The organism is Nitrincola tibetensis, from assembly GCF_003284585.1.
GTDB classification, from domain to species: Bacteria; Pseudomonadota; Gammaproteobacteria; order Pseudomonadales; family Balneatricaceae; genus Nitrincola; species Nitrincola tibetensis.
On the sequence record NZ_QKRX01000001.1, the window covers coordinates 382,894 to 400,747 of the forward strand.

Here is a 17,854-nt window from a genome sequence, read left to right on the forward strand (position 1 = left end):
CTATGCCTTGTGTTGTCAGTTTTTCGATTATCTACCTGCTTATCGGTTCAGAGTCTGTTTCTGGGTTAATTTGACTTTGCCGCGCTTCATGTCGGCGCTTTAATTCATAGGCGGCGGCAAACAGAATGGTGATCAGGATTAAAATTAGCCCCAATGCGTTCACTGCAGGTGTCAGCCCCGTACGTACCTTTGAGGCAATATAAATAGTCAGTGTGGTGTCATGGCCCTTCACAAACAGCGTGGTATTGTAGTTTTCGAAGGATTGCAGAAAGGCAATGACAGCCGCCGACAGGATGGCAGGCATCAAGTAGGGCAGGAGTATGCGACGGAAGACCTGAAAGTGCGAAGCCCCTAGGCTGAAGGCGGCATTCTCCAGTGTTCGGTCAAAGCGTTGCAGGCGTGCCAGTATCATCAGCATGACATAGGCGGCAATAAACGTTGTCTGTGCAATCATGGTTAGAAAAATCCCACCACTCACACCTAAGCTGCGCCAAAAGATCAGTGTGGAGATACCAATAATGACACCAGGTGTCAGCAGCGGTGACAGCATCAGCCCGTAGAGGAAGTTTTTGCCGTTACCACGGTAGGTCGAAAGAAACAGCGCACAAGCCACGCCGATCGGCACGGCGATCACCAACACGCCAGCGGCGATAATGGCACTGTTACCCAGTGCCTGCCACATACCGGAGTCATTCCATAACTCCTCAAACCACTTGAATGTGGTACCTCGCCAGGGCGAGATGGTTGGAAAACGGCTGTCGTTGAAGGTTGCGGCTGACATGATAATCAGTGGCGTAAACAGATACAGAAAGAACAGGGTAATGTAAAAGCGTATGCCCCATTTCAAGATGCTATGTGAACTCATCTGGCAATATCTCCCAGACCTACTTTAAACAGACGCATCATCAGCACAATAAAACCGATGCAGAGTAACAGCAGAATAAAGGCATAGGCCGCCCCCTGATTCCAGTCACCGCCCTCGAAAAACCAGTTGTAGATAATCTGTGTAAACCAGCGGCTGCCCGGAGATCCCAGCAGGGCAGGGACGGCATAACTTCCGGCAGAGAGCATGAACACCATGATACAGCCGGTGGCAATACCGGGCTTTGCATGCGGAATTATGATGCGATAGTGGGTGCGTATCCAGCCAGATCCCAGATTTCGAGCCGCCTTGATCTGGTTGCTATCGAGGCTTTCGATGGCGTTGTACAGTGGAAAAATCATGAACAGGATATAGGCATAGACCATCCCGACAATGACACCACCGTCGCCTGACAAAAACCGAATCGGTCGATCAATAAAGCCCAGGCTGAGCAGCAAGGCATTCAACGGTCCTCGGTAAGAGAGGATGATAAACCAAGAAAAAGTGCGCAGTATCTCGTTAATCCAGAAGGGAATAATGAGCAGTAGTACGCATAGGGCTGCCTGCCGGGGAGTGGCAACCTTAGCCAAGTAATAGGCCAGCGGATAGCAGAGCAGCAGCGTACAGAAGGTAACGAGCACGCTGGACCAGATAGTCTTAAAGAAAATACTCTGATGAATGGCGTTATTGGCCAGTGTCGCGTAGTTCTTGAGGGTGTACTGATCGTCCGGGCCACCTATCTGGCTGGGAGGAAGGTTTGGCCTCAGTGAATAATCAATCATCAGGATCTGCGGCAAAATCACAAGCATCACCAGCCACAGAAACATCAGCAAGAAAATGCCAATAGAGACCCAGGGGCCAAAGCGTTCGGATAGCTGCTTAAACATCGCGTGCCCCTGACATGATCATGGCATCTTCGGCGGCGAAGCCAAAAATGATCAGGTTTCCGGTGGCGACATCATCTAGGTTTAAATCACTCAAGAGTTGAATACGTAGGCGTTGCTGACTTTTCAGAGGGGTTGCTTCTATCATTAAGTATGCGCCCTCAAAATTCAGCTCCCGAATTTGAGCCATAAAACAGTTGTCACTCATGGAGGTTCGGCGAGTCAGTAACTCTGGACGAATAAACAGCAGGGCCGAATCACCAAGATTCAGTGAATCCTGTGTGTGTCCACTTAATCGGCCTAGATCGCCACAATCCAAGGTGACCTGAGTGCCATCAATCGCCACGACCTTACCTTCAATGCGATTATTCTCTCCAACAAAGGAAGCGACAAAAGGGGTTGCTGGAGCGCGGTAAAGTGTCATTGGGTCGGCAACCTGTTGCAGCTTGCCCGCCGACATGACGGCCACTCGGTCTGACATGGTTAGCGCTTCACCCTGGTCATGGGTAATATAGATAAAGGTGATTCCAGTTTTACGCTGAATGTCTTTCAGTTCTGTCCGCATATGTTGGCGCAGCTTTAGATCCAGTGCGGAGAGCGGCTCATCCAGGAGCAAAACACGTGGCTCAACCGCCAGAGCTCGTGCGATGGCAATACGTTGTTTTTGCCCACCCGAGAGGTCACTGATACGTTTATCTCGACACTCAGGCAGCGCCACCAGATTGAGCAGACGCTCGGATACCTTGCGACGTTCGGCTTTGCGGACACCACGAACCTCAAGACCAAACTCAATGTTCTCTGCAACGGTCATTAGCGGAAAGAGTGCTAAATTCTGAAAGATCATTGAGGTTGGCCGCTTGTTGGCGGGGACTCGCCGCATATCTTGACCACCGATATGGACAGTTCCCTCAGTGGGCTCAATGAAGCCGCTAATAATATTTAGCAAGGTAGTTTTGCCGCATCCGGAAGGACCAAGAAAGCTGAAGAATTCACCCGATTCTATTTTTAAATCGGTTTGTTGAACGGCGACAAAATCGTCGAATTTCATCATGACATGATCAAGGTGAACACTACTATCCATAACGTCTCACATAGCGTCGGTGAAGCATGACCCTGAAATCAGGGCCATGCTAAAGGAATTTTAAGCAAATCAGGCAGACAGGTAACGGTCCTGATATTCGTTGCGCAGTGCAACATACCAAGGTTCTTGAATGGGCCACCACCACAGATTTTTAAGATCTTCTTCTGTGTAAGAATCAATGAAGAACTGTTTGGTTTCTTCTGGTAACAGCTCTGCGGCCCCTTTAGAGGTGGAGTTGTAACCAGTTGCTTTTACAAACATGGCACCGGCTTCAGGGGTGTAATACCAGTTAATAAACTCGTACACCGCGTCAACATTGTTCGCGTTTTTCGGAATAACAAAGCCTTCCATCCAGGCCATGGCACCCTCTTTGGGGGCCGCATAGGCCATGGGCTCACCTTCTTTAATCAGGTTGAATGCTGTGCTGTCCCAAGTTTGTCCGATGATCGCGCCATTTGCCAAGAAGGCTCCCTGCGCTTCATTTTCAGTGGACCAGAACTGGGCAATCATGTGCTTGTGCTCGGTGGCCACTTTCAGAATGACATCAAAGTTAGCGCGCATGGCCTGCTCATTCTTATAGGAGTCCAGCAGCGGGAAGGGCAGTTTGCCTGCTTTTTCCAGCCACAGGCCTATGCCGACCAGAGCCGAATGGCCACGCACCGTTACACCATCCGCATGCTCGGGAAGCCACAAGTCACCATAACTGAGGTTGTTACGGTCTACTTTGGCCAGTTCTTTGTTGTAGCAGATGGCTTCTGTACCCCAGTCTGAGGGTGCAAAGTAACGCTTACCATCCACAATTCCGCCCACTTCAGAGCCTTCTATCGAACTCTCCAAGGCACCGTCCCAGTTGATGCGGCTGGTATCTAGCGGTTGTACCAGATCAAACTCAACATAGCCCGGCACACGGTCGACGGTCGGCATAATAATATCGAAGCCGCTGCCGTCGGTTGCACGCAGCGAATTCATCAGCTCATCATTGGTACCGTAGGGTGTGAAGGTGGCATTAATACCGGTTTTGGCTTTGAAGTCCGCCAGCATTTCATCCGTGATGTACCCCGCCCAGGCATAAATTCGGAGTTGACGGCTGGAGGCCAGTGTACTGTTAACAAAAAATGGACTGACGGCAAGTGTTCCAGCCGCAGCAGCTCCTTTCAAAAATTGGCGACGTGAGACGGTCATGGCGTATTCCTGATGTTTAAAAAGTTGGATGTTCATCAAGGTTAGACCATATTCCACAAAAGTGAAATATTTATGAAATTACGAACATAAACGAAAAATAAACGCGCAACAAGAACTTTTAGATGGGCAGCAGTCGCCGCCATGATGGTGACGGAAATCACGGCGGCGGTGACTAAAGATAACGCAGCCGCCAATCTGGACTATTTCCTTTGAGACACACCCACTCCCACCAAAATCAAAATCAACGCAAGAAAGTGATTGATCTGAAGTTGCTCGCCCATAAAAACGATACCAACAATCACTGCCCATACCGGAATCATGTAGTTGATTAAGGATACGAAACTAGGGCCTGCCATGTACACCAGCTTCATATATATCACAGTAGCGATTGCGGTACACATAAGCCCTAACACCGCGATGGCAATCAAGACCGTTTCTGAAAGTTGTCCGATCGTGCTCAGTGTGGGAATGCCGGGGTAAAGCGTTCCAGCATGACCAAAGCCGCTGGTCATGCTGGCAATCGGAAAGGTCATCATTGCGCCCATGGCCAGTATAGAGGCCGAGGTAGACCAAGGGTCGCTAGCGGGTTTGCGTCGAGCAATGATCGTATTGCAACCATAACAGATGGCGGCGGTCAGGACGGCAAACTGTCCGAGTAATGCCTGGCTATTAAAGCTCAGATGTTGAACTGCTTGGGGGCCGATCAGTACTAAGATACCAATAAAACCTAAGCTAAAACCGAACAATTTAGCGCGTGTCAGTGTTTCACCCTGTATGAAAAAATGAGCCAATACAATCGTGACCAAGGGCATCACCGCCATCAAAATACCCGCTAAAGCACTGTCAATGTATTGCTGCCCCCAACTGATTAACGAAAAGGGAATTAGATTACCGATGAGGGACATGGTTAGAATATACGCCCAAACCCGAGCACCACGAGGCATTTGACGTCGTAATAATAATGCAAGTGGAAACAACAAAGAGCAGGCCAATAGGTTGCGTAAAAACACGAGGGTGGCAGGGCTGAGCTCTTTCACTGCGACAGATGTAAAGGCAAAAGAAACACCCCAAATCATAGCTAAAACAACGAGTAAGCCCCAATGCGTTAAAGGACGATGCATAGTGTGTCTACTTTAATGTATTCAAAATGAGATGATCGAGTATCGGCTGAAACAAGCGGTTGCTTAGCTCAACAAAACGCCCGTCCTGCGCTAAGTCCTCGAAACGAGGCCAAAGTCTTTGTAGGGCAAGGTTCTGCTGCACTTCACCCATGAGTTGATAGTTACCATGATACGCCTCATGTGCCTCTTTGAGCCCAGTGTTTTCTTTCGTGGGCCTGATAAACGCCCCACTGGTTTTCGCTGAAAAGGGTAGAGGGGAGTGTAAATTGTCAAACCAACTTGCCATAAGTTGCAGCAAAAGCTCAGTCGCCTTTTGAGCATCTAAGGGCTTTAAAAAAAGCTGAGTGTCGGGCGCAAGTATTTCAGTTAGGGTCTCCCCTTTAAGCTGAGCGGCCAAGTGGTAAGGCCATTGGCGAGCGAGGTGATGCCATTTAAGTGTTTTGCCCTGCCAAACTTGGCTGGGAAGAGCTAATAAGCGGCGCCGTTCTCCTGCCGAATTGATACGAATATCAAGTAAGTTATCGTCTAATAGGAGTAAACCTTGTTCAAGTAGGACCTTTTCAGAATGCTGAATGGCTAAGGGAAACTCGGCAGAGCGCTGTTGATAAGAGGTCAGAGGGGTGACCAACGGAGCGATGAGCTCTTCAGCATAAAGATGTCCAAAGGGCGCTAACGGAAGCTGTCCTCGGCGTTGTTGTTGCATAACCGCACGCTGCAGTTGCTGGCGTATATCGAGTTCAGGTTCAATTTGCAGCTGATGTAAGATCGATTCAACCAGTTGCTGTCGTTGTGTCCAAGCTTCGAGCCCTGCAATAGCGAAGGCTTCATGGTCTTCGCCCGTTGGATCAGGGTCATTAAAAATAACCCCTAAGCGCTCTGCAAAAAAAGCCTGTGCAGGGACCTTCAACAATTGCCCCAAATGCGCCAGTGAAATAGGCTGTTGTGCATCGGTGCTTAAGGGTGGCAACTCAAAGATGTCGGATGCCATGATAGAAGGATCAAGGTGAATATCTTGCCACTCCTTAGCATAAGTTCTATGAGGCGACTCCGCTGAAAAATAGGCCAGACTAAACGGTTGTAAGGGGTACTCAAACGTCACGCGCTGCAGCCGTTCAGCACTTGAGATCGTGGTGATGTGGTCACGGAGCTGCCCAATGAGAACCGAAGGCGGCAATTCTGTATTGTCTCTGATATTGCGTCCAACCCAGCTGATATAGAGTCCGTCCCGCGCGGATAGCAGCGCTTCAAGAAACAAATAGCGGTCATCTTCACGACGCGAGCGATCCCCTGCACGATAGTCCAAAGGCATTAAATCAAAATCAGGTTGCATCACTTGGCGTGGGTAGTCACTTTCATTCATACCTAGCAAACAAATATGACGAAAGGGCACAGCTCGCATTGGCATGAGTGTCGCGAAATTGACAGCGCCAGCCATAAAGCGTTGGTTGAGTCCTGTTTGATCTATCTGTCCCAAAATTGTGTCTCGGACCATGTGCAGAGGTAAAGGGTCCGAAAATGCGGCATGTTCACAGTGTTCTTGCCAAGTTTGTAGGCCCAGCTCTATGCGCGTGAGCAACAATTCATCGCGGCTGTCTTGAGCAATAAAGAAATCTTGACACAGATCGCGCAGGAGCGATACCCATTGTGGCGGTGTTAACGTGGCTTGTAATTGCAGCCAATACGAATCCAGTCTATCGATGAAGCGCACTAGCGCACCGGCCAGTGTTGCGCTTAAACCGCCGACTTCTGCATAAGGTTCGATGTCTTGCCAAGCATCCTCTTGACCTAAGGTGTAGCCAAGTAACATGCGTTTTAATCCAAAACGCCAGGTGTTTTGTTCTTGCTCAGGCGGAAGCCCAAAGCTTTCACGATGATGGGCGTCTAATCCCCAGCGGATACCTGAGTCTTCAATCCAATGATGCAGTAACGGCTTATCTAAAGCGGTAATGCCAAACTTGGCCTGAAGGGCAGGGACATCGAGAAGATCTAGAATTTCACTGACACTGAAGCGCGAACCCGGAAGGTTGAGCAAGCTCTCCAGTGCAATTAATAATGGCGCTTGGTGTCGTTGTCCTTGGTCTGACAGGGTAAAGGGAATGAAGCGCGTGTCTTCAAAGCCTATTCGTCCAAATACCGCCCGTATATGAGGTGCGTACTGATTGATATCCGGTACCATGACCAAAATATCACGCGGACGAAGGTCAGGGTGTTGAGCAAAGAGCCCTAATAAATAATCTTGCAGAATTTCAACCTCACGTTGCGCACTGTGGGCAACGTGAAAGGTCAGGCTTTGATCAGATGCATCCATCGATCTGGGTCGAGCTTTGCTTTCTTCCAAACTGCGCAAGGACAAAATATCACTCTGCAATTGTTTTAGCAGTGAGTCTTCACCCGGTTCTTCAAACAAATCGATGGATAATTTTTGCTGTTGGAAGTGCTCTTCGTAACTGTCTTTTTGGTCAAACTCATCTAAAAGCCGTATGTAGTCACGGCCTTGTTTGCCCCAAGATCCGAGCAAGGGGTTGGCATGAAGATAAAGATGTTCATCGGAGATATCCGTTTGCCATTTAAGAGGATGGCGTTTAAAGCTTTCGGTAAACAAACGACGAGATTGAGCAGGATCAATAATATCTCCCCAAAAATACTGACAGGGGTTAGAGACACAGAGCAACACTTGAGTTACCTGTGAAACGCGTTCCAGAACTTGTACTGTTTGTTTGGGCAATGACGAGATGCCAAATACCACCACTCGTTTAGGAAGGTTTAATGCCATATCAGGAGTGATGGGCGTTTTCAAAAAACGTTGATGCACTTGCGCACGGCTGGTATCACGGTCTATCTCTGACATATCCGCAATGATTTGTCGCCAAAGTTCAGCTTGCCAGAGTTGCCCCTCGGGCAGAGGGATCTTGTCCCCCTTTTGAGACATACAATCAACATGCTTTGACCAGTCGTCTAACCAATCGGCACGATAGACTTGATACTGGTCATAAAGATCGGCAAGGCGTTGTGCCAGTTGAAAGAGTTTACGTTGCTGATGATCATCCTTCAAAAAGCGCGCCAGCGGGACGAACTCCGGCCTATCCATTAGAGAGGGCAGTAGTCTGAGTAATCGCCAGGTTAAGGGTTGTTTATCATAGGCAGAGTTGATGGTGAGATCGCCCAAAACCGAACGATAGACTTGCCAGACATAACTCGCAGGTAAGCTAATGTTTAAGGCGGTTGCGATGCCACAGCCTCCACCAGCGTCAGCTTCGTCTTCGGCAAGTGCGAGTTTTAACCATTGCGCAATACCATTGCTCTGAACCAGCAACACTTCATTTTCTAAGGGTGGCAGAGGGTGGCGTTTTAACCATTCAACGGTTAACTCGCGCAAAGCTTCAAGACGGTTGCTTTGCACAATCATAAAACCTGTTTCAATCTCTGCTGCCATCGAGTCTTGCCTGTTTTGCGAGTTACAAAGATCCTAAGTGTAACAGTTGCTTATACGAAAGTGAGGAGATGTGTTGTAGATATTCGTTAAATCAAATGGACAATAAAGTGTTATTCAATCGAGACACAGATCTAGGCTTCAGTTAAGCTTTCATTTGCCCTATTCAATCCAGTCTATGTCATTGACGGAATTTTAAAAGAGATTGCCCATGAGAGACTCCAATCTGAGCGTGACAGAAAAGCCGAGCATTACCATTCGTTATTGCACTCAGTGTCAGTGGTTGTTGCGAGCGGCTTGGTTAGCGCAAGAGCTGCTATCGACCTTCAGCGATGACTTGGCGTCCGTCACACTGGAGCCTGCGACAGGCGGGGTGTTTGAGATTACCTGCCAAGGACAACTTCTATGGGAACGCAAGGCGGATGGTGGCTTTCCAGAAGCAAAAGTTCTTAAACAGCGTGTTCGTGATTTAGTTTGGCCAAGCCGCGATTTAGGTCATAACGATCGCTAACACCTTGCTGCAGTGCAAAAAAATTAAGTCAAAATTAAGCCGGGTTTACGATTGAAGTCATCCTGATTTCGATTAATATGCAAACATAACTTAAACGATTAAGTTAACGTTCCTATAAAAACAATAAAAGGTATAGGTATGCATATTAAGAAAGCATCAGGGCTTGGTATCACTTTATTTGCAGCTGGCTTACTCGCCGGTGCCGTTCACGCAGCAACCTTGACGATCTCTTGTGGGGCTGTAGGATCTGAGTTACAACTCTGTGAAGAAGGCACAAAGCTGTGGAGTGAAAAAACAGGCCATAAAGTTGAGCTGGTCTCAACACCCAACTCGTCCACAGAGCGTTTATCTTTGTACCAGCAACTCTTGTCGGCTCGATCTAAGGATATTGATGTATTTCAGATCGATGTCGTTTGGCCGGGGTTGCTCGCACCTCATTTGTTGGATTTAAAACCCCATCTTGAGTCGCTTGAATCTCAGCATTTTGAATCTCTAATTGCCAATAACACAATTGACAATCGTTTGGTGGCCATGCCTTGGTTTACCGATGCGGGTGTATTGTATTATCGCTCCGATCTTTTGGAAAAATACCAGTTAGACATACCGAGCACTTGGGAAGAACTCACCCAGACAGCCCAACATATTCAGGAACAAGAGCGCGCTGCGGGGCAGGCCCAATTTTGGGGATTTGTATGGCAGGGGCGTGCGTATGAAGGGCTAACCTGCGATGCGCTTGAGTGGATTTACAGCTATAACGGCGGCACGATTGTTGATCCAGATGGGAAGGTGACCATCAACAATCCAGGAGCCATATCCGCATTGGAAATGGCTGCCAGCTGGGTGAATACGATTTCACCTCCGGGCGTTTTAAGCTATGCCGAAGAAGAATCTCGCGGGGTGTTTCAGTCAGGTAATGCATTGTTTATGCGCAACTGGCCCTATGCTTGGTCTTTAGGACAATCTGAGGGAAGCCCGATCCGCGGCAAAATCGGCGTAACGGCGTTACCGAAGGGCGGTGAAGATGGGCGTCCAGCGGGAACATTAGGGGGATGGCAGCTGGCGGTTTCTCAATACTCGGAAAATGCCGAATTGGCTGTTGATCTGGTGCGCTTTTTGACCAGTTATGATGAGCAAAAGCGTCGCGCACTTATCGGTTCCTATAATCCTACATTACCCGCTCTTTACGAAGATACCGAGGTTCTCGATCTCGTTCCTTTCTTTGGTGAACTGTATGAAACCTTCCTGAATGGTGTGCCGCGTCCGTCCTCTGTGACCGGAAACAGCTATGGACGTGTAAGCAATGCAACCTTTAATGCTGTTCACAGTGTTTTATCTGGCTCGCAAAGTGCTGAAAAAGCTGTGCAAGAGTTAGAAAGTCAACTTAACCGTATGAGTCGTCGCGGCTGGTAAGCGGGGTCGGTAATCAGGCATTGCGCTTGATTACCGATAGATCGACAAGAGCGGAGTCAACAGATGTCTACTAAATCCGATATAACGCAGCCAATACCAGCGTCTAATCGCTTGTCGTTATTGACACAGCGTAAACGCATGGCCTGGTTGTTTTTGTCACCGATGATGTTAGTTCTCCTAGCGGTGGCGGGCTGGCCGTTACTGAGAACCATCGGTTTTAGTTTTACCGATGCCAATTTAGGTAATTTACATGATTATCAGTTCATTGGTTTTGAAAACTACTTGGTGTATGAAGCTGGAGAATGGTACGGCGTTTTAGCCGATCCTCTTTGGTGGCGCGCGGTCAAAAACACCTTATTCTTTACCGTCGTTTCCGTCTCCGCCGAAACGTTTTTAGGCATCATTGTTGCGCTTACGCTCAATGCACAGTTTAAAGGACGTGCTTGGGTACGGGCCGCCATACTGATTCCTTGGGCGATCCCGACGATTGTCTCAGCCCGGATGTGGGGTTGGATGCTGCATGACCAGTTCGGCATTTTAAATGATATTTTCATGACGCTGGGCTTTATTGCTGAGCCTGTGGCCTGGACAGCGGATGCAAGCTTGTCGATGTGGGCCGTCATCATGGTGGACGTTTGGAAAACAACGCCTTTTATGGCCTTACTGACCCTAGCGGCCTTACAGATGCTGCCGTCCGATTGTTATGAAGCGGCCAAGGTCGATGGCATTCACCCAGTTCGAGTCTTCTTTAAGGTGACCTTGCCGTTAGTGGCGCCCGCCTTGATGGTGGCCGTAATCTTTAGGGTACTGGATGCGCTGCGTGTATTCGATTTGATTTTTGTGCTCACCTCTAACAGTGCCGATACCATGTCGATGTCTGTCTATGCTCGCCAACAATTGGTTGAATTCCAAGATGTAGGCTACGGCTCTGCTGCCTCGACACTGCTCTTTTTCGTCATCGCACTTTGCACGCTTGCGTATCTTTACTTAGGCAAAAAACGCATGGAGAGCTACTAATATGTTGACTAAAACGTTTTCTAAACTCCTCCTGCGTGTCGCATTTTGGATGCTGATTATAGCGATTGTTGTATTTTCGACCTTTCCATTTTACTACGCGATTTTGACGTCGCTGAAAACCAGCGAGCAGCTGTTTTCCATCGATTATTTTCTAACGAGTTTTCATTTTGGTAATTATGAAACAGTGCTCAGCCAAGCATCCTTTATTCGAAGCCTAGGAAATTCCTTGTTTGTTTCGACATTAACGGTCGTGATTTCCTTGCTGTTTGGCCTGACGGCTGCGTATGCGCTCGGACGAGTTGAATTTAGAGGGCGTGGTGCCGTGTTGTTGATGGTCTTAGGGGTGTCCATGTTCCCTCAGGTCGCTGTTTTATCAGGGCTGTTTGAGGTGATACGTTGGCTCAATCTCTACAACAACCCACTTGCGCTCGTATTTTCTTACACCATTTTCACCTTGCCGTTTACCGTCTGGGTGCTGACGACGTTCATGCGTCAATTGCCGAAAGAGTTGGAAGAGGCGGCGATAGTGGATGGTGCATCCCCGATCGTGACCCTGTTTCAGGTGTTTATGCCGCTGATGTGGCCAGCCATGGTGACAACCGGCTTATTGGCATTTATTGCGGCCTGGAATGAGTTTTTATTCGCGCTGACCTTCACACTGACCGATGACCAGCGCACCGTGCCTGTCGCCATCGCACTGATCAGTGGTGGTTCTGCTTATGAATTGCCTTGGGGAATTATTATGGCGGCATCCGTGGTGGTGACTGTGCCCTTGGTGATTTTAGTCCTTATTTTTCAACGACGTATTGTATCTGGTTTAACAGCTGGTGCTGTTAAAGGCTAATCCGAGGAGAAACTATGAATGTGTTAACCAATCAAGAGTGGTGGAAGGGTGGAGTTATCTACCAGATTTACCCTCGGAGTTTTATGGATTCAAAAGGTGATGGCATTGGAGACTTGCCAGGCATTACCTCTAAGCTGGAGTACGTCGCATCGTTAGGTGTGGATGGTATTTGGCTGTCACCTTTTTTCACCTCGCCTATGAAAGACTTCGGGTATGATGTTTCGGATTATCGTAATGTTGATCCCATGTTTGGCTCGCTTGACGACTTTAAAGCACTTATTGAGAAGGCGCATGCTTTAGGCCTGCGCGTGACCATAGATCAAGTGATTAGCCACACATCCGATGCTCATCCTTGGTTTACTGAGAGCCGAAAAAATAAAGACAATTCTAAAGCCGATTGGTATGTGTGGGCAGACCCTAAACCCGACGGTACACCTCCTAATAATTGGCTCTCTATTTTTGGCGGCAGTGCCTGGACGTTTGAGAGTCGTCGTCAGCAGTATTATTTGCATAATTTTCTGACAAGTCAGCCGGATTTAAACTTTCATAATCCAGATGTGCAGCAGGCGCAGTTAGACAATATGCGTTTTTGGCTGGATTTAGGGGTGGATGGCTTTCGTTTAGATACAGTGAACTTTTACTTTCATGATCTGCAATTAAGGGATAATCCACCCTTGCCAGCGGGAGCGGCTAAAACCTACGGTGCACCCGCCACTAACCCCTACACTTGGCAGCGGCATGTCTATGATTTAAGCCAGCCAGAGAATTTGGATTTTCTTAAAGCGTTAAGAGCCTTATTGGATGAATACCCTGGCACCACAACCGTTGGGGAAATTGGCGATGATCATCCCTTAGAGCGGATGGCAGAGTACTGCTCCGGTGGCGATAAGCTGCACATGGCCTATACCTTTGATTTGCTCAATAAGCCCAATTCGGCAGAGCATATACGCAGTGTGATTCAGAACTTTAATGCGGTGGCACAAGAGGCTTGGCCCTGTTGGGCGCTGTCGAACCATGATGTCGTCCGCAGTGCAACACGTTGGGGGGAGAACGAAGGCCCTGGTTATCCTCGGGTTGCGTTAGCGATGCTGATGTCCTTGCGCGGCAGTGTGTGCTTATATCAAGGCGAGGAGCTTGGCCTTCCCGAAGCCGAGGTTCCTTTTGAGCGAATTCAAGATCCGTATGGGTTACCCTTTTGGCCAGAGTTTAAAGGGCGCGATGGGTGCCGTACGCCGATGGTTTGGACTTCTGGGGAACAAGGCGGCTTTTCCAGCAACGAACCTTGGTTGCCAGTCGACCCTGCTCATCTGCCCTATGCCGTTGCAGAACAGGATGCAGACACGTCATCGATGTTAAATGCTGTGCGTCGCTTTATTCATTGGCGTCAACAACAACACGCCTTGAAACGTGGTGCGCTTGAGTTGTTGGATGCGCCGAGCGGTCTCTTAAGCTGGATTCGGAATGACGAGTCTCAAACGCTTTTAGCCGTCTTTAATATGACCGGACAAACGCAGCATTATTCTCTGCCTTGTACAGTTAAGGCCGTGCTAGATGGGCATGGCTTTGAGGCCTTGCTACACGATCAAGTCCTAGAGCTTCCGCCTTATCAGGCTTTTTTCGCTGAAATTGATTGAGTTGACAGAAATGCCGAAGGGGTACCTTCGGCGAGTGAGGTTTCATGGCCAGTGTAACACTAAAAAAAATAAGTAAGACCTACCATTCGGTGAATGTGCTCAGAGACATAGATTTAGATATTCATGAAGGTGAGTTCGTTGTATTTGTCGGCCCCTCCGGCTGTGGTAAATCGACCTTGCTGAGGATGATCGCAGGATTAGAGGAAATCAGTGACGGTGATTTACTGATCGGTAATGAACGGGTGAATCACCTGTCACCTAAGGAGCGCGGTGTTGGCATGGTATTCCAGTCCTACGCACTCTATCCCCATATGACGGTAGCCGAGAATATTGCCTTTGGTCTGAAGCTCGCCAAGCAAGATAAGGGCACGATCGAGGATAAAGTTAAAAAAACCGCTGATATTTTGCAGTTAGGTCCTTTATTGCAGCGTAAACCGAAAGAAATGTCTGGCGGTCAGCGTCAACGTGTGGCGATTGGCCGAGCCATGGCGCGTGAGCCTAAAATCATGTTGTTTGATGAACCCTTGTCCAATCTTGATGCGTCCTTGCGTATTCAAATGCGCAGCGAGATTGCCAAGCTTCATGATCGCTTAAAATCAACGATGATTTATGTGACCCATGATCAAGTAGAGGCAATGACACTGGCAGATAAAATCGTCGTGTTGAATGCAGGCGGAATCGAGCAGGTGGGTTCGCCCTACGACCTGTATGAAAACCCGGCCACGCTCTTTGTTGCAGGTTTTATTGGCTCACCGAATATGAATGTGATTAAGTGTCACCTGCATCATCCAGGTGAGTCTGTCACTGCATTGGATATTCCGGAACTCGGAGCACTCAGCGTGAACATCAATAGTCAAACGGCGCAGATGGGAGAAAAGGTATCGCTTGGTGTACGTCCAGAGCATATGGAGATCCATGCGTCGGAGCAAGGGCTTGAGATCATCAATGTTGAGTACCTAGGCAATGAGTCGTTTGTGTATCTGCAAATCGGCAAGGAAGAGATACCCTTAGTGGCTCGAGTGCCTGCCTATACGACGTATAAAGTTGGTGATAGAGTGCGAGTGTCTATCGCCCCAACGGTGGCGCATTTGTTTGATGACAAAGGACGGGCGTTTAAGCGAACCTAGCAGGTTGTAGTTGAAGGCAATAAAGTGGTTCAGATGATCGAATATAAAAAAAAGCTGACAATTAAAGATATGGCGAAAGCATTGAATGTGTCCACAGCGACCATTTCCAATGCATTTAATCGGCCTGATCAACTCTCTGAATCCTTGCGTTTACGTATTATTGAGGGGTGTCAACGTCTAGGGTATGAAGGGCCGAATGCGGCAGCACGAAGCCTGCGCACCGGGGTTAGTGGCATCGTGGGTGTGCTGCTTGCCGACAGCCTCAGTTATTGCATATCAGACCCCGTAGCGAGTCAGTTTTTGGCGGGGCTCGCGGATGTCCTCGACCAACGCCAATGCAATATGCTGTTGCTACCAGGACAGGAGGAGCAAACCTCTTACAAATCCAGACAAATGGAATCCATGGTGGATGGTTATATTATCTACGGTGGATTGCATCCGTCTAAACGCTTTCAACGACTGCTTCAGCAATCCAAGCCGATTATTGCGGTGGATGTGGATACGACGGATTTCATCACGGTTAATATTGATAATCAGGAGGGGGCGTATCGTTCGGCCCGTTTGGCGCTTCAGCATCGACCTCAAAAGGTTGCGATTATTTCATTGCGCTTAACACCTGTGTCCAGTGTGTCTTGGGCGACCTGTGATGCATGCTATGCCAGCCCTGCCTCGGTGTCTCGATCACGCTGGCTCGGTTATATGCAAGCATTGCAGGAATACAACTATCCACTAGAGCAGTTAAGCGTGGTGGATGTCCCTGTGAATACGCATCGCAATGCCTGTATGGCGGCATTTATGTTGCTGAGTCAGGAGGAGCGTCCAGATGTCATTATCTGCATGAGTGATAGAATGGCGCTCGGTGCCTTGCAGGTGGCGTTGCAGCAGCACATAGCGGTTCCCAATGACCTCAAAATTGTCGGGTTTGATGGGATAGCGGAAAGCCAGTTTACCCATCCCACGCTGACCACAGTTCAGCAGTACAATGAACTTAAAGGCCAAATGGCAGGCAACATGTTTTTGGGCTTAACACCCAGGCAGAATGTGATTCTACCCACCGATATGCTGATGGGCGAAACCTGCCCTGAAGTGATGTCTTAACTAATTGTTAATGTACTCAACACCAATTTGATTACGACCCTCCTGCTTAGCTGTATAAAGCGTCTCATCGGCTAACTTGTAGAGTTTGGCAAGACCCGACTCTACCGAGAGGTGATTGGGGTGTTTGACAATGACAGCGCCGATGCTAATGGTTAATACCTTAAGCGCGTCGGGGCGGCTTGTGTGAGGAATGTTTAAGTCCTCAAATCCCTGTCTAAATGCTTCGAGATGCGGTAGAAAGTCATCATGAGATGAGCGAAGAATCACCACAAACTCTTCTCCACCAATGCGCGCATAAAAGTCATCTTCTCGACAAAAATGTTGAGAAAATAAAGCCCCTAGCTGTTTCAGGGCAACATCCCCCGCTTGATGGCCTTGACTGTCATTAAACTGTTTAAAATAGTCAATATCCAAGATCGCAAAGCAGAAGGTTGTATTGTGACGTTTGGCATGTTTCCACGCAGTGGGTGCGAATGTGTCGTAGGCACGGCGGTTAGGGATGGCGGTTAGTGCGTCTTTAGTGGAGAGTTCGAGTAAGGCTAGTTTTTGTTGCTGAACTAAATCAACGGCTAGATTAAACACTGACCGGAACTTTTCGAACTCATTAATCCTAAATCGTTCAGTAAGGGGCGTTAAGTTTTGCTCCGATACCATTTGCTCAATTGCTAGGATATGTTTTTTCATTGGGCGGTGGACTATCCGCTCCAAAAGGGCCATTAGTAATAATGCGACCAGTCCTGTAATTGCAAATACGAATGGAAAACCCTCCAGTAAATTGGGGGAGTGTATAGGTGTGTGTGTAATATGAATGATTACCATTGGTGTGTTGGTATCATCGCGTATGATTCGGTAGCGTTCGGTTTGAAAGCCTTCCTCAAGTGTTACCGGTGCTAAGTCGGCTATTGTATTCGCAAGCGCGAGTTCTTCTTTGGTGTTGGGCGTTGTGAAGTTGAGCTTGAGCCGAGTAATGGATTCGATAAATTCAATTTCGCTACCAGACAAGAGTTGAATAAAAATAAGATAGCCGACGGAATCTTTTTCGCTTAAGGAGTCAGTGACATTCGCGATGGCGTAGATAGCAGGTCCTGATCTAGTGAGCAGCCAGCCATGGATAACTTCATCATCAACTTGATTAAACCGATTGGTGATTAACGTCCAGTCAATATTGAGTAACTGGTTGAGATCTATCGTTGTCTCGTTGGAAAAATCATAACCTTGGCTGTAATGAATCTGGGCGTCATTTGTTAAATATACAACACCCACTAATTTATTGGTTATGAACGAACTCGGCGTAAAATTACTCCGAACAAAACTATCAAATGTAGTGGGTTCAGTAAGGAATTGGTAGCTGTCGTCCCAATGAGCCCAATCCAGCGTAACACTGGAAAGTGTTGTTTTTTTCAGGCGTAAGATTTTTGACAGGCTATTTAATTCTTGTAGCTGCAGCTGCTCTGCGATCTCAACTTCTTTTGGATGCTCAATGTAAAAACGATACAAGCCCAACACACTGACCAGAAATAATGCGAACACAACCGAGGTGAGAGCAATATAGCTTTTGATGCTTTTCAAATGAATACGAGCCTACCGTACATAAATACCTTTATTTAATATGGGTATTTGTGATGTCTATATTAGTAATCACTATAGCACGAG

At 48.0% G+C, this 17,854-nt stretch carries 14 protein-coding genes; 7 read left to right on the forward strand and 7 right to left on the reverse strand.

Going from position 1 to position 17,854, the window contains the following annotated elements:
* Positions 1-31 precede the first annotated feature (31 nt).
* The 6 genes from DN062_RS01835 to recC form a co-directional block, all read right to left on the reverse strand.
* Positions 32-865: an ABC transporter permease gene (locus tag DN062_RS01835; RefSeq protein ID WP_112156974.1), complete on the reverse strand. Its 834-nt coding sequence runs from the start codon at positions 863-865 to the stop codon at positions 32-34.
* Entirely contained in the window at positions 862-1,749 is an 888-nt protein-coding gene (locus tag DN062_RS01840; RefSeq protein ID WP_112156976.1) for an ABC transporter permease, read from the reverse strand. Before DN062_RS01840 ends, DN062_RS01835 begins: the two co-directional genes overlap by 4 nt.
* Entirely contained in the window at positions 1,742-2,827 is a 1,086-nt protein-coding gene (locus DN062_RS01845) for an ABC transporter ATP-binding protein (protein WP_112156977.1), read from the reverse strand. The genes DN062_RS01840 and DN062_RS01845 overlap by 8 nt, the downstream gene beginning before the upstream one ends.
* Positions 2,828-2,896: 69 nt before the next feature.
* Entirely contained in the window at positions 2,897-4,045 is a 1,149-nt protein-coding gene (locus DN062_RS01850) for a substrate-binding domain-containing protein (protein WP_239995654.1), read from the reverse strand.
* Between the two features lie 164 nt (positions 4,046-4,209).
* Entirely contained in the window at positions 4,210-5,130 is a 921-nt protein-coding gene (locus tag DN062_RS01855) for a DMT family transporter (RefSeq protein WP_112156981.1), read from the reverse strand.
* A 7-nt stretch (positions 5,131-5,137) separates the two neighbouring features.
* Positions 5,138-8,563 (reverse strand): exodeoxyribonuclease V subunit gamma, encoded by a 3,426-nt coding sequence (gene recC, locus DN062_RS01860; RefSeq protein WP_205126623.1) that lies wholly within the window; start codon positions 8,561-8,563, stop codon positions 5,138-5,140.
* Between the two features lie 208 nt (positions 8,564-8,771).
* Here recC and DN062_RS01865 point away from each other — a divergent pair, with 208 nt between their 5' ends.
* The 7 genes from DN062_RS01865 (at position 8,772) to DN062_RS01895 (ending at position 16,201) form a co-directional block, all read left to right on the forward strand.
* The gene (locus tag DN062_RS01865; protein ID WP_112156983.1) at positions 8,772-9,071 is read left to right on the forward strand and encodes an Rdx family protein; all 300 of its coding nucleotides are present in this window, start codon (positions 8,772-8,774) and stop codon (positions 9,069-9,071) included.
* Between the two features lie 138 nt (positions 9,072-9,209).
* Positions 9,210-10,481 (forward strand): ABC transporter substrate-binding protein, encoded by a 1,272-nt coding sequence (locus DN062_RS01870; protein ID WP_112156984.1) that lies wholly within the window; start codon positions 9,210-9,212, stop codon positions 10,479-10,481.
* Positions 10,482-10,544: 63 nt separating this feature from the next.
* Complete coding sequence (locus tag DN062_RS01875) at positions 10,545-11,498, forward strand: carbohydrate ABC transporter permease (protein WP_112156986.1); 954 nt, start codon at positions 10,545-10,547, stop codon at positions 11,496-11,498.
* 1 nt (position 11,499) lies between these two features.
* Positions 11,500-12,342, forward strand: coding sequence for a carbohydrate ABC transporter permease (locus DN062_RS01880; RefSeq protein WP_112156988.1), 843 nt, complete (start codon positions 11,500-11,502; stop codon positions 12,340-12,342).
* A 14-nt stretch (positions 12,343-12,356) separates the two neighbouring features.
* Positions 12,357-13,976, forward strand: a complete 1,620-nt coding sequence (locus tag DN062_RS01885; RefSeq protein ID WP_112156990.1) for an alpha-amylase family glycosyl hydrolase — start codon at positions 12,357-12,359, stop codon at positions 13,974-13,976.
* Positions 13,977-14,020: 44 nt separating this feature from the next.
* Positions 14,021-15,103 carry an ABC transporter ATP-binding protein gene (locus tag DN062_RS01890; RefSeq protein WP_112156992.1) on the forward strand — a complete coding sequence of 361 codons (1,083 nt, stop codon included), beginning with the start codon at positions 14,021-14,023 and terminating at the stop codon, positions 15,101-15,103.
* A 33-nt stretch (positions 15,104-15,136) separates the two neighbouring features.
* Positions 15,137-16,201, forward strand: a complete 1,065-nt coding sequence (locus DN062_RS01895; protein WP_112156994.1) for a LacI family DNA-binding transcriptional regulator — start codon at positions 15,137-15,139, stop codon at positions 16,199-16,201.
* Here DN062_RS01895 and DN062_RS01900 read toward each other — a convergent pair whose 3' ends face one another.
* Complete coding sequence (locus DN062_RS01900) at positions 16,202-17,770, reverse strand: diguanylate cyclase (protein ID WP_112156997.1); 1,569 nt, start codon at positions 17,768-17,770, stop codon at positions 16,202-16,204.
* Positions 17,771-17,854 lie beyond the last annotated feature (84 nt).